This is a genomic window from Butyrivibrio sp. AD3002, from assembly GCF_000420905.1.
Lineage (GTDB): Bacteria > Bacillota > Clostridia > Lachnospirales > Lachnospiraceae > Butyrivibrio.
Window position 1 is genome coordinate 40714 of the sequence record NZ_ATVV01000016.1, and the last position, 13347, is coordinate 54060.

Genomic DNA, 13347 nt, shown 5'->3' on the forward strand with positions numbered 1-13347 from the left:
TGAAAAGAGCTCCTCTTTGTTCAGATTTCTAAAAAAGGCACAAATATTGCAATAAAAAAGTGCATGCAAAAAATGCATGCAACAAATGAGCAACATATGTTTCATTTAATAACAGAGATAAGACTCAGCAATCAGAGCAGCGGCTCACGAACTCCTTGAATATCCGTCTGCTGTTGTCATCCTTTTTATATGAAAATTCAGGGTGCCACTGCAATGCCCACACAAAGCGTTTTCCCGGTAGTTCCACAGCTTCTGTCAGACCGTCCTCGGATACTGCCATTACATTTAAAGCATCTGCAACTTTCTTTACCGCCTGATGATGATAGCTGTTTACGCTGATTCTATCTGACTGAATCAGCTTATGCAGCCCGGATCCTTCTATAATATTTACTTCGTGAACAGGCACATCATAAGGTGGTTTCTGGTGATGCTCTGTCTCTGAAGGATGCTGTTTCCCCAAATCCTGATAGAGCGACCCTCCCAGATATGCATTCAGAAACTGAATACCTCTGCAAATTCCGAGAATAGGAATGTCCTTTTCCAGAGCCTGACCCAACAGCTCTTTTTCCATGCCATCTCTTGCCTCGTAGCAGACAACAGAATTATCAAGCTTCTCTTCTCCATAAATCTCCGGGGACACATCCTGTCCGCCCGTCAGAAGAATTCCATCCACGGTATCAAGAAGCTGACGAATCGTCTCTTTATCTGAAGTTAACGGCAGCATTATCGGTATTCCACCTGCCTGCGTTATTCCATCCATGTACCCCGGAAGCATCCATAAGCTATCTTTTTCATCATCAAAAAGCGGTGATATGCCAATTATTGGTTTTCTCTTTTCTATCATCTCATTATCCCCTTTATCAATCCGTCCTGTCTTACTTCCTATTATATATAACAAAAGGCAAAGACCACGTTCGTTCTGAAAGCGTCTTTGCCTCTTTTCATAATAATATCATATTTTTTGCATTGTTTGCATTTTCTTCACACGACTTCACAGAGAGTTTTTTATCGGGCATCTGTGTTCTTGACTTTTTCACTTATTCCACAGATGATTTTATTCCCGGATTCTGCGTTTTGTGCTCATTTACATATTCCACAGATGACTTTAACTACCACTATCTGTGCTTTTGGCCTCTTTACATATTCCGCAGATTCTTGTTATCATGCACATCTGTGTTTTCAAAGAAAGACATCCTTTCACAGATATCTAAGAATAATTCATCTGTGAAAATAGACAAATTATCCATTCCACAGATTCCTAATATTTTTTTATCTGTGAAATAATCAAAGTATTCATTAACACAGATTTCCTACCAAAAATACATCTGTGAAATCCGACCAATAAGCTTTTCCGCAGATTTCCACATAACAATGCCACACAAAAAGGACCAGGCATCTATAATTTGCAAATCATAAATACCAAGTCCTTAAGATAATTCATGTATTACACAGCTACGATCCCCAATCCTCATTAAGCTTTAATCTTAAAATGTCACAGTATTTCCTGCAGGAACATATACATTTTTCTCGCCATAGGAGAACCACAGTGCCTTGGAAGTCGGATTCTTGCACATAGTCATATCAGTGTTGAAAATAAGCTGACTGAACGCATGGCAGTAATCATATGCTTCGATGTTGGTACAATACCAGATATCGTCGCGGCCGCCAATATACTCAGCGAACTCCTCAATCACGTTCCAGTTGTCGAACTGTTCGAACTCATAGGTGTGTCCCCAGAGATAGAAGAACATCGGATCCCACCAGTCCTTGGTCTCGACAAACCTCTTTGCAAGATTCATAAGCTCCGGATCAGCGTGGTGGCAGGTTGCAGGCAGTCTCATCCAATCCTTGGGAAGATGGAAATCATGTGTTGCCTCCACCGTTCTCGCATAGCAAATGCCGCAATTCTTAAGAATCTCCACACTTGTATCATCATAAGCACCATAAGGATAAGCAAAGCCTCTTACGAAGGTTCCGAAAATCTCCTCAAGTTCCTTTCTGTCCTTTGCAATCTCCTCTGTCGCAATATTCCCGGGAAGTCCCACAAGCGATGCGTGAGTGTAGGCATGCGCTGCAATCTCCCATTTACTCTTAGCATAAACCTGCTTCGCACGGTTAAGAGGCATGCGTCTGTGAATTGTGCCGGGCTCGTACTTCACATCCTCCGGAGGAAAACAACCGCTGTTAAGGTTAAAGGTTCCCTTCAATCCGTTCTTTTCTACTATTTCAATAAACTTTTCATCCTGCTCTACACCATCGTCATAGCTTAAAGTAAGCGCCTTCGGAAGGCCTCCGGGAAAGCGCATTATCATATTTGCCATAGTTCCTTCTCCTTTTTTCTATATAATAGCAGCATATTCCAAATAAGAAAGAATGCCGCTTGCGGCATTCTCGCGCCGAGCGCGGTTGCATTTATGCAACATATTCCTTTCGCGCGAGTGCGCATCCTCACGGAGTGTTTTTATATCATAGGAAAGCAATTTCCTATGATATAAAAAAGCCATATATGCTACATATTAATGTAACATATACGGCTACTGTGTTCTTGGGCATTATTGTTATGATAATGCCAATTATTGCTTTTAAACGCCTTACTCTGCGAGCATCAGAACAAGCATCAGCATAACGCTGAAATACGTCATCATAGTTGCAGTCATAAGTATCGGAGCGAAGTATAGAATGCGATTGTGTTTCATGATATCCCCCTACTATTAACACTTTTTTCAAGCATCGCTACCCTTATAATTTATCACCCCGTGTCCTACAAAAAGTCGTCAAGACAATTACTTAAATTCTTTAACCCCAAAGGATGAAAAGACGCATTGTCTGAAGGCATTAAGATCAGCAAAAGTGCGGTCTGAGAGCATCTGCGCTCCGATGTTACCGATGGCTGTTGCTTCCGAAGGGCCTGCATAAATCGTCTTGCCGGTTGCCCCCGCTGTCAGCTTATTCAGATACTCTGCGTTTGATCCGCCGCCTACTATATTTATGGAGTCAAAATGCTTCCCCGTAATCTCTTCGATTTCTTCTGCTGCCTGTTTGTAGCACGCTGCGAGAGATCTGTAAATCACGCGCGAAATCTCCCAAGGCGTGACAGGCACCGGTTGACCAGTTCTGTAACACTCATCCTGAATCGCCCTTATCATGGACTTAGGCGCAAGGAAAAGTTCGGAGTTGGCATCAACTATGGAATCGATTGTCTCCTTTTCAGCTCTTGCACAGAGATTTGCAAAGGAATAATCTGCTGCCTCCGCGTTATCACTGCAACCATCCCCGGAAGTATAGTTGTAGCCTGCCTCAAACTCCTTCTTCACGGACTGTATCATCCAAAGGCCCATGATATTTTTTAGGAATCTGTATCTGTGATCGTATCCTCCCTCGTTGGTAAAATTAGCGCTGCGCGCTGTTTCCGAAGTGTTCGCTTTTTCCAGCTCACACCCAAAGAGCGACCACGTTCCGGAGGAGATGTATAGAACATCCTCCGAGGTATTCGGAACACTCATGACTGCGGCGCCTGTGTCATGCGTCGCAGGTAGGATGACCTTGCAGTTAAAGCCCACTTTTTCCTGAATCTCTTTTGAGAGGTCACCCACTTCAGTTCCGGGCATGGAGAGCTTTCCGAATAATTTTTTAGGAAAACCGAGTTTTTCAATAAGTTCGATGTCCCACTCGTTGGTTTCCGGATTTACAAGCTGCGTGGTGGTTGCATTGGTGTACTCCTGCCTTTTAACCCCTGTCAGCAGGAAGTGCAGATAGTCGGGAATCATCAAAAGCGATTCTGCCTTTTCAAGATTCTCGGGCTCCTTGGTTTTGCAAGCCATAAGCTGGTAAATTGTGTTGAAAATAGCTTTCTGAATTCCGGTGCGCGCATAAAGATCTTTTTCGGAAATAATCTTATAGAGCTCGTCGTCCATCCCATCGGTTCGGCTATCTCTGTAGGCATAAGTGCTTCCAATGATGTTGTCGTTTTTATCAAGGAGAACGTAATCAACGCCCCAGGTATCGATTCCCATGGAGGCGGGTGCTTTGCCCATCTCATGACACTTCTTCATGCCGGTAAGGATCTCTTCAAAGAGCCTCCCTGTGTCCCAAACCTTGTGACCGCCTTCGTCATCCATACCGTTGTAGAATCTGTGTATTTCTTCATATTTAATTTTGCCGTCTTCGATCCATGAAAGGATATGGCGTCCCGAGGAGGCGCCTATATCGACGGCTAAGTAATATTTTATATTCATGTTGCTATACCCTTTGTTTAATGCCCTCATCCGGCGCTTCGCACCACCTTCTCCACTGGAGAAGGCTCTTATATGTTAGCGCTCCCCGATTATGTTGCTCTTTTTCTCGTAGAGGCAGTCTTCGTTTACCTTGATTCCGAAGGGTTCATTGAGAGCCCTGAAATCATCGGGTTCGATAGTCTGACGCTTTGTGTTTGTCATGGACATAACCTTGACGAGGACCTCTGCTGCCTTCTCTACTGTGTGCATAAGTCCGAAGGTGATGTCGAAATCAGTTCCGCAGGCGAACATGCCGTGGTGTGCCCAGATAGCTACGTCCTGCTTTTTCATGATGTCGGAGGTTGCAACTGCTATGTCGCGGCCACCGGGTACCATCCACGGTACAACGCCGATTCCGTCAGGGAATACAACGGGGCACTCTGTAGCCATCTCCCATATCTCTCTTGTGAAAACTTCACCGTCAAGAGGGAGTACATAAGTAAGTGCAATGGTATTTGCAGGATGGCAGTGGTAAACAACTCTGATATCTGCGTTTCTCTTCTTGCACACTTCGAGATTCATGAGGTGTGAAGGAAGTTCGGAAGTAGGTCTTCCACCGTTCACAAGTCCCCACTGGATCTGGTATTTCTCGCCCTTGTCGTCCACTTTGATGATGCAGATATTTGCTGCGGGATCGATCTCCACGTTTCTGAAATATTTGCCTGAGCCTGTGACCATGAAGTATTCACCTGCAAGATCAGGTACGGTGGTTCCGATTTCTTTCCACTCTCCGTCTTCCTTAAGGTCTTCCTTTACTGATGCGATTTCTTCATCTTTTATTCTGTAGCTAAGGTTACCGCCGTTTCTCTCGTGCCAGCCCTGGTAGAAACCGTCTACACACATGCGGCAGAAACCTTTTGCAAATTCTGAATTAAGTACTTTCATGATATATTTCCTTTCTTTATGCTCTTTTCGTGAGCACTTCGTCCTCGTATTTCTTGCAGGCGTCGAACCACTCGTCTTCTGTGGGAACGCCCATCTTCTCGCAGTAGTAATCCCAGACATCTCCGACAGGCATCATTTTGATGCGCTCCTGAAGTGACATGAGCTCTGTGAAGTTACGCTCATTCTGAAGTGCACACAGCTTTTCATTAGGCTGAAGCTCTGCGTTCAAAAGTGCCTTCAGGAAGTTTCTCATACCATTTGTCCATGCAGATACGCGGTTGATGCTGGCATCGAAATAATCCATCCCGATAAAGAAACGGTCGGGGCCGTTCTTAACGATTTCCTGCGCGATTTCCTTCGCGTCGTCATTGTATATAACAACGTGATCGGAATCCCAGCGAACTGGCCTTGTTACGTGAAGTGCCATCTTTTCATTGAAAAGGAGCATTGATGAAAGCTTGTCCGCAACATTCTCTGTGGGATGGAAATGGCCTGAATCGATGAGGCACATGATTCCGTTCTTAGCAGCATAACTTAAGTAGAATTCCTGTGAACCTACAGTAACGGATTCCATTCCGATTCCGAATACCTTGGATTCAACCGCAACGTAAACCTTGCTCTTGTCATAAGGAGTAGCAAGAATCTGATCAAGTGAATCCTTCAGGCGCTTTCTCGGTGAGATTCGATCCGGAATCACATCCTTGAAACCATCCGGAATCCAGATATTCATCATGCAGGGTACGCCTGTCTCTGTTGCAAAATACTCAGAAATCTTAAGGCATGCGATACAGTGATCAACCCAGAATTTTCTAACTGTCTCATCCTCTGATGAAAGTGTTGCATTCTCTGCCATGGGATGTGAAAACATTGTGGGATTAAAATCAAGACCGATGCCGTGCTTCTTAGCAAAATCCACCCAAGCCTTGAAATGCTTAGGCTCAAGCTTATCTCTGTCAACCCACTCATCACCTTCGAATACTGCATAGCATGCGTGGAGGTTGAGTTTGTGTTTGCCGGGAACGAGTGAAAATACCTCATCAATATCCTGCATGAGCTGCTCAGGTGTTGTAGCCTTATACGGATAATTTCCTGTGGTCTGAATTCCTCCACTAAGAGGTCCCTTCTGATCAAAACCGACTACATCATCACCCTGCCAGCAATGCATTGAGAGACTGATTTTTTCAAGTTCGCTGATAGCCTTATCTGTATCAACGCCAAGCTTTGCATAACGCTCTTTTGCTGCTTCATATCTTTCCTTAACTATCATTTTTTGTAACCTTCCCTTTCTTTTTTTGCTATCCGTTTATAATCCGAAAAAATATTGGCCAAGATAAATCAATCGTGAAAAACTCTCGTCTTAAACATCTTGAAATTATATTAAAACTCCCAGACGAAATATTTAAGGTCCTACATTGAAGAAAAATAGGTCCTTTATTGCAAATAATAAACACACATGTTAATTTAAAGACATAATCCTTCACGGAGGTCCTAAATGAACAGAGAATTACTGCAAAAGCTCAGTATTATCACAGATGAGGAGCAGTCCATACTGGATGGAAAAGAATATATAAACCGTGACTTGTACTATAGTCCTCAAGCGTCCAAAAAATCAGATGAGATTGATTCTGCGAGGGTATTAAAAAACGGACGCCTTATAGATATGCGTCCGCATGTGCGCTTTATTCACTTTCCGAAGCATACTCACAACTATGTTGAGTTCATTTATATGTGCAATGGTACTACAAGACATATCGTGGATGGTAAGGAAATTATTCTGAAAGAAGGCGATCTTCTTTTCCTGAATCAGCATGCCACTCAGGAAATATATCCGGCAGGTGAGAATGATATTGCAGTTAATTTCATGATACTTCCGGAATTTTTTGATGTGGTGCTTCCTATGATGGGAGCTCAGCCAAGCGCCCTTAGAGACTTCATAATAAGCTGCCTCACCAGAAAGGATTTGACCAGCAACTACATGTATTTTAATGTTTCGGATGTTCTTCCCATTCAGAATTTAATGGAAAACCTGATATGGAATATGCTGAACTCCGACAAAAACAGCAGAACCATAAACCAGGCCACTGTGGGACTTCTTTTCCTTAATCTCACAAATCATTCTGAGCTTATTCATATTGCTTCGAATTCCTATGAACAGGAGATAACGCTTAAGCTCCTCTCCTATATTGATACATCCTACAAAACCGCATCTCTTAAAGATTTTGCAGCAACAGAAAAAGCAGATGTATACACAATTAGTCGCATAATAAAAAAAGAAACAGGCCACACCTTCAAGGATTTCCTTCAGGAGAAGCGCCTTGAAAGGGCCTGCTCTCTTCTTGTTCGTTCAAATGCACCTATTGCCGATATCGCTATCTCTGTAGGCTATGACAACACCAGCTTTTTCCATCGTCTGTTCCGCAGAATATATGGCTGCAGTCCCAGAGACTACCGACTGGCTAATCACAGTTTTATACAGTGATTAAATATCCCAAAATACATCTGCCTGTAGCTAATATCATATTGCATTTTCAATTCTCATAAGTGCCTTTACATCAGGATCATGAGGTGCTGCTGTAAGCGGGTCTGAAAAGAAAATAACAAAATCAATTTTCCCCTCTACTATCTTAGTGCCGATCTGCTGGTCACCGCCAAGGGGGCCTAAATTATAACCGCGTACAGGAAGATTTGTTGCATCAGTTATCATACGAGCCGTTGTACCTGTTCCGCATAAAAAGTGCTTTGAAAGAATATCTGCATTATTTTTTCAAAAGAATTTAGTATGTTATGATATAGCCATGAAAAAATATACGACTTATGGAAAATTCCAAAATGAAATGAATTCATATTACAAGCGCACAGGTATGAAGCTTCAGTTTACCGAAATGATGCAGCGCATGAATGAAAAGGGGCTTCTTAGTACATCGCCATCTTTTTTCAGGCTTCCTGCAGATGCCCTGTCAGTAAGTGATGATGAATTTGATAAGCTTGTGGATAATATACCTCTTCATTATGATGTAGAGCATGCAATAAATTCCTATGTAGGTGAGGAAAAAATCATTCCTCAGTTTTATGATGTCTACACTATTCGTCATCCGCGATTTACCAGAAATTATGCTCACAGGCATAATTATTTTGAGCTGGATTTTGTGATAAAGGGTGCGGGCACTCTGTATTTTGAGGGAACTGCCCATAAGATGCACGAAGGTGAAGTATGTATAGTTGCTCCGGGCTCCAATCATGACTACATCATAGATGATGAAACCAGCATAGTTTATACCGTTTGCATCAGGAAAAGTACCTTCGAAAGTACCTTCACTTCACTTATGCTTCATCAGGATCTTTTGTCAGGATTTTTCAGGCACATCCTTAGAAATGAGGATAGGCCCAATTACCTTATGCTCTTTACTGAAAACAATATGGAATGCAGAATTTTCCTTCGAAAGCTTCTGATCGAATCAGAGGCTCCTGACGGGTATAGTAACAACTGCTGTATTAACATAATCAATTTATTTTTTGCTAATCTTCTCCGAAACTACAGCAAGACAATATCCTTTTACAACTATGATATTGATTCTGATTTTTCACTTGTACTGCAATATATTCAGCACAACTATCAGACACTTTCGTTGTCCTCTCTTGCCGAGTTTTTTCACTATTCGGAGCCGCATCTTTGCACACTCATAAAGCAGAATACCGGAAAAAACTTCACGGATCTTATTAAGAATCTTCGTATGCGTGATGCAGTAAATCTGCTTATAAATACCGACCAGAAGGTAAATGAAATAGCTGAAGAAATAGGGTATAACAGCGCCGATCATTTTTCCAGGGTATTCAGAAAAACCTATGGCTGCTCACCGGCCGATTTCAGAAAGTCCAATAAAAAGGACAGCCCCTTCATTCCATTCTCACATGAGTAATGTAAATCAAACTTCACACACTGAAAAAGGAACCGAGACCGTATGCGGACTCAGTTCCCTTTTTTCTTATCAAACAGCCTTCTTCAGACTATTCTCACTGTCCTCAGCATGCATTTTGGACTTCATCTCTTCTATCTCTTTCTTGTAGTGCTTGATTGGTCCAAATACTACACAGAGAATAACAATGCTTCCTGTAATGCTGGGTGCTCCGAACTTGATGAAGTTAAGAGCAAACATAGCTGATTCGGGCTGTTGTCCAATGGCACCTGCCACATATCCTGATACTGCAAGGATTGCAAGTATGCCTGAGCTTGTAGCTGTATTACCGCACTTCTGTGCAAATCCCTTGATTGATGAAACAAGTCCGTTTGCTGTTTTTCCTTCCTTGTACATGATGAAATCAATAGTATCATTTACAAGAATATTAACCAGTGCGTTCTGCATAGCTCCTGTTACAGATGCGATGAAAGTGAGCACGCAAAGGAAAGTAAAGTTTGTCTTTCCGAAGAAGAAAAGAACTACATATAAAGCTATTGTTGTCACCTGAGAGAAGCAAAGTGCTCTCTGTCCACTCTTGAATATCTTAAGAACGATTGGCATTGCAACAACCATTGAAATAAGTGCGCCGATTGAAATAACACCCATGTATGCACCTATAAGGTCAGGTCTCTGGTAGTAATACATCATGTAGTAAACTGATGATGAAAACATAAGTCCATATCCCATTGAAGCCATTACCCAGGCAATGATGTTAGGATATACTTCCTTGTGCTTTAATACCATTCCAATTCCCTTAAGAGGATTCTTTTCAGGCTTTGCAAGATATCTCTCCTGTCCCTTTGAAGCCTTAAAAAGTCCCCAGAAGGAAATAAATGAAAGAATACCGCAAATGATCATGTAGGGCACATAGCCATTTGAAAATCCAAGGCTGTTAAAGAAGCCTGTGATGTTTGGAGTAAAGGTGTTACCTACTGTAAATGCTGCGGCACAACATCCTGCTCCCATTGTGATTATCTTATTTCTCTCGCCGTCATTCTTAACAGCTGCAGGAAGAATTGCCATCTGAGGCATTGTGTACATAGTAACTGTCATTCCGTAGCCGATGTACATAATAAGAATGTATGCAGCCTTAGCCGTAGTATTTGTAAAGCCCCAGTCTACCCAGACCATAGTTGCAAAGAATGTAAGCAGAACCGGTGCAAACAGGAAGTAAGGCCTGTAACGTCCCATCTTTGAATGTGTACTGTCAGCGATCACACCCATCATCGGATCGTTTATCGCATCCCAGAGAGTTGCTATAAACATTATTACTGAGCATATAGCTGCCGGAATCCCTAATGTATCCGTCATATAAACAGACAGATAACTTGCCAGTACTGCAGCTACCATCATCGCGCCGCCGTTTACGGAAGTAGCATGGAACCATCTAAAGGCACCACCGACTTCTGCTTTATTTGTAGAATTACTATTGTTCCCCATTGTCCTTCTCCTTTTCATGTTTTTTAAATGTGGTAAACAATGTTTTTTGCTTTGTGAGATTATAATAGCAAGGTAATACTTCCTGCTCCATGTAATATGTTTATCGATATCCGACATTTTTTAAGATGCATAAATATAAATAAAAATCCCCAATAATAATCCGGCCTAATATTTTAGATTCCGGACAGTTATCGGGGAAACTCCATTATATTACATGATATCTCGAATTATTTAATTTTCTATCACAGTACTATTTCAGTTTTAATACCTGAATCTATACCTGCCTTGAGAACGACTTTTTTTCCCGGTATCTTACGGACAATAGCCAGGGCACGTCCATTCCAGGTATTTGAAGTATTGCTACTATAAGGCTCCTGCTCTTTGGGATTACCTGATCCAAAGCCTAAAAGCTCAGCGTCACCTTCAAGCTCAAGCGTAATACTCTGATCAGAGTTTATGAAAACATCTCCATCAGAGTCCTGAAGAGAAAGATTCACGTATACTATCTCACTATCTTCCAATATATTTCCATCTACCTCAGCAAAAAGCTTCATATCTCCCACTGCAGTAGTTAGCTCATATTCGCCTATGTTCTCGCCATCTTTGTATGCCACAGCTTTTAATGTTCCCGGCTGATAAGTTGTTTCAAAAAGAGTTCTGCAGTTATCCTCTTCCACAACCTTTTTCTTTCCTATGGATTTTTCATCAAGTAATAATTCCACCTCATCCCCTGAAGAATAAACCTCAACCACAACCGGCTTATTTTCATATCCGCTAAAGGTCCATCCTGAAACAGTATCACTCATTACCCAGGGTGTCTTTATCAGTTTCTCGCCATAGTGTGCGGGATCCTGAACTGCTATATAAGGAGCTTTTCTTAGTCCGAAAACAATCTCCCTGTAATATGATAAAGGTCTTCTAAAGCCTGTGATATCAATATCTCCTGTATAAGCAAGCTTAGCAGGGAACTGTGCGCCAAAGCCGCCCTCACCGAATTTATATGCAGGAATTCCTACGCCTGCTTCTCCCAGGTAGTCCCAGCCTGTCCAGGTGAAATCTCCGATAACCTGAGGGTATTTTGTAACCTCTCTCCAGTTTACAGCAATCTCAGGAGGATAGGTTTCACTACCGACAATAACACGGTTAGGAGCCTTTTTGGCATCAAGGCTGTAACGTGCTGTCATGTAGTTATAACCTGCTATGTCAGTTGCTGCACAGGCCTTGTCCAGACGCTTTGTGATCTCAGGATGTACGACAATTTTATCCATGTACTTATCCATGATAGTCATGAAATCATTTACGTTTATGGAATCATCACCATCTTCTACAGATGCAGCAACATCTGCAGTAATCTTAGGCACAGCATCTCCTGCCGCAAACACTCCGTTTATTGAAGCAAGGGTATATCTGTTAGGATCCAGCTTGTGGCAAAGTCCGCTGATTTCTGCAGCAAGCCTTGCGCCTTCATCTGTTCCGATCTCAGGAATTTCATTACCGATTGAATACAGAATAACGGAAGGATGGTTGTAGTCCTTCATGACCATCGCTTCCACATCACGCTCCCACCAGTCCATGAAATACAGATTATAGTCATAGTCTGATTTTGCCCTGGTCCACATATCAAAGGCTTCATCCATGATATACATTCCGAGTTCATCACAGGCCTTTACAAGTGCAGGTGCCGCAGGGTGATGAGACATTCTTATGGCATTAAAGCCGGCTTTTTTTAATATAGCAACTCTTCTGTATTCAGCTTCATAAAAAGTCTTTGCCCCTAAGATTCCACTGTCGTGGTGAATGCAGGCTCCACGAAGCTTAACACTTTTTCCGTTCACTCTAAGGCCATGCTTTGCATCAAGTCTCAGCTTTCTGATACCGAAGATCTCCGCTTCATCATCCAGAGGTTCTCCGCAGCCTGTCTGCCCGTCATTCTCTTCCACTGCTTCGAACACCGTAACTTCAGCCTTATAAAGTGCAGGATTTTCATCAGACCAAAGTGATGGCTTGTCCACATATAATCTTGAAAAAACAGTCATCTCAGAATTAGCCTTAGCGCTGATTACCTTTTGATCGGAAGCAATAAGCTCTCCATTCCTGTCCAAAATTCCAAAGCTGATAACAAGGTCTTTGGGAGCAATATCCGCATTCCTTACAGATGCCTTAAGAAGTACTGTTGCCTCTTCTTCATTACATTCTTCAGTAGTTATCAGGAAGCTGTTTTCCTTTATATAAGTATTATCCGCTTCAAGAAGGTATACGTCTCTGTAGATTCCGGAGCCTGTGTACCAGCGGCTGTTCTGACATGCATTGTTTCTCACCTGAACGCGAATTTCATTCTCGCCCTCTTCCTTTAAAAACTGAGAAATCGGAACTGTGAACTCTGAATATCCATAAGGTCTGTTAGCAGCAAGCTGACCGTTAACATAGACAAAGGTATTCATGTAAGCACCCTCAAATAAGAGCATTATATTCCTGCTTCTGTCACCCTTTTTTGATTCAAAAAACTTCACATAAGTATAGGAACCACCATCATAGAATCCTGTATTGCCACCATTAAGCGAATCAGCATGGGTCTCTGTCTCTATCATCGCATCATGGGGAAGTGTAATTTTTCTCGCATTTTCAGGAATGCTCCACACTAGAGCAAAGGCATCCTTGCTGTTCCAGAAAAGCCAGTTATCGTTCCATTTTGTTTTTTTCATTATGTTCCACCTCTTAAATACTGCGTTATGCACAAATTAGTCTGTTCATAAGCAATTCTATAATTTGAGGTTTAGATGGAACACTTCTTA

Annotated in this window: 9 protein-coding genes and 1 pseudogene; 2 read left to right on the forward strand and 8 right to left on the reverse strand. The window is 42.2% G+C overall.

What is annotated here, in order from left to right:
• Window positions 1–124 precede the first annotated feature (124 nt).
• The 5 genes from G596_RS0112150 to G596_RS0112180 all read right to left on the reverse strand — a co-directional run bounded on the left by G596_RS0112150 (window position 125) and on the right by G596_RS0112180 (window position 6426).
• Complete coding sequence (locus G596_RS0112150) at window positions 125–844, reverse strand: gamma-glutamyl-gamma-aminobutyrate hydrolase family protein (RefSeq protein WP_022762117.1); 720 nt, start codon at window positions 842–844, stop codon at window positions 125–127.
• A 640-nt stretch (window positions 845–1484) separates the two neighbouring features.
• The gene (locus tag G596_RS0112155) at window positions 1485–2321 is read right to left on the reverse strand and encodes a polysaccharide deacetylase family protein (protein WP_022762118.1); all 837 of its coding nucleotides are present in this window, start codon (window positions 2319–2321) and stop codon (window positions 1485–1487) included.
• A gap of 462 nt (window positions 2322–2783) precedes the next feature.
• Entirely contained in the window at window positions 2784–4235 is a 1452-nt protein-coding gene (rhaB, locus tag G596_RS0112170) for a rhamnulokinase (protein ID WP_022762120.1), read from the reverse strand.
• A gap of 75 nt (window positions 4236–4310) precedes the next feature.
• The gene (gene rhaD / locus G596_RS0112175; RefSeq protein ID WP_022762121.1) at window positions 4311–5159 is read right to left on the reverse strand and encodes a rhamnulose-1-phosphate aldolase; all 849 of its coding nucleotides are present in this window, start codon (window positions 5157–5159) and stop codon (window positions 4311–4313) included.
• 16 nt (window positions 5160–5175) lie between these two features.
• Window positions 5176–6426, reverse strand: a complete 1251-nt coding sequence (locus tag G596_RS0112180; protein WP_022762122.1) for an L-rhamnose isomerase — start codon at window positions 6424–6426, stop codon at window positions 5176–5178.
• A gap of 225 nt (window positions 6427–6651) precedes the next feature.
• Here G596_RS0112180 and G596_RS0112185 point away from each other — a divergent pair, with 225 nt between their 5' ends.
• A complete protein-coding gene (locus tag G596_RS0112185) occupies window positions 6652–7638 on the forward strand; it encodes an AraC family transcriptional regulator (protein ID WP_022762123.1) in 987 nt (328 codons plus the stop codon).
• A 51-nt stretch (window positions 7639–7689) separates the two neighbouring features.
• Here G596_RS0112185 and G596_RS22025 read toward each other — a convergent pair.
• Window positions 7690–7911 (reverse strand): annotated as a pseudogene (locus G596_RS22025) (methylglyoxal synthase); the annotation flags it as partial.
• 82 nt (window positions 7912–7993) lie between these two features.
• Here G596_RS22025 and G596_RS0112195 point away from each other — a divergent pair.
• On the forward strand, window positions 7994–9076 hold the full coding sequence (locus tag G596_RS0112195) for a helix-turn-helix domain-containing protein (RefSeq protein ID WP_242829188.1): 1083 nt from the start codon (window positions 7994–7996) through the stop codon (window positions 9074–9076).
• A gap of 69 nt (window positions 9077–9145) precedes the next feature.
• On the opposite strand, the gene G596_RS22030 is transcribed toward G596_RS0112195, so the two are convergent.
• Together G596_RS22030 and G596_RS0112205 are read right to left on the reverse strand one after the other, a co-directional pair.
• Window positions 9146–10555: an MFS transporter gene (locus G596_RS22030; RefSeq protein WP_044928561.1), complete on the reverse strand. Its 1410-nt coding sequence runs from the start codon at window positions 10553–10555 to the stop codon at window positions 9146–9148.
• A 242-nt stretch (window positions 10556–10797) separates the two neighbouring features.
• Window positions 10798–13257, reverse strand: coding sequence for a glycoside hydrolase family 2 TIM barrel-domain containing protein (locus G596_RS0112205; RefSeq protein WP_022762127.1), 2460 nt, complete (start codon window positions 13255–13257; stop codon window positions 10798–10800).
• Window positions 13258–13347: the final 90 nt, after the last annotated feature.

Bases quoted from the DNA above. Each gene is read 5' to 3' on its own strand.
- G596_RS0112150 (WP_022762117.1), bottom strand. From the start codon at position 844: ATGATAGAAAAGAGAAAACCAATAATTGGCATATCACCGCTTTTTGAT.
- G596_RS0112155 (WP_022762118.1), bottom strand. From the start codon at position 2,321: ATGGCAAATATGATAATGCGCTTTCCCGGAGGCCTTCCGAAGGCGCTT.
- rhaB (WP_022762120.1), bottom strand. From the start codon at position 4,235: ATGAATATAAAATATTACTTAGCCGTCGATATAGGCGCCTCCTCGGGA.
- rhaD (WP_022762121.1), bottom strand. From the start codon at position 5,159: ATGAAAGTACTTAATTCAGAATTTGCAAAAGGTTTCTGCCGCATGTGT.
- G596_RS0112180 (WP_022762122.1), bottom strand. From the start codon at position 6,426: ATGATAGTTAAGGAAAGATATGAAGCAGCAAAAGAGCGTTATGCAAAG.
- G596_RS0112185 (WP_022762123.1), top strand. From the start codon at position 6,652: ATGAACAGAGAATTACTGCAAAAGCTCAGTATTATCACAGATGAGGAG.
- G596_RS0112195 (WP_242829188.1), top strand. From the start codon at position 7,994: ATGAATTCATATTACAAGCGCACAGGTATGAAGCTTCAGTTTACCGAA.
- G596_RS22030 (WP_044928561.1), bottom strand. From the start codon at position 10,555: ATGGGGAACAATAGTAATTCTACAAATAAAGCAGAAGTCGGTGGTGCC.
- G596_RS0112205 (WP_022762127.1), bottom strand. From the start codon at position 13,257: ATGAAAAAAACAAAATGGAACGATAACTGGCTTTTCTGGAACAGCAAG.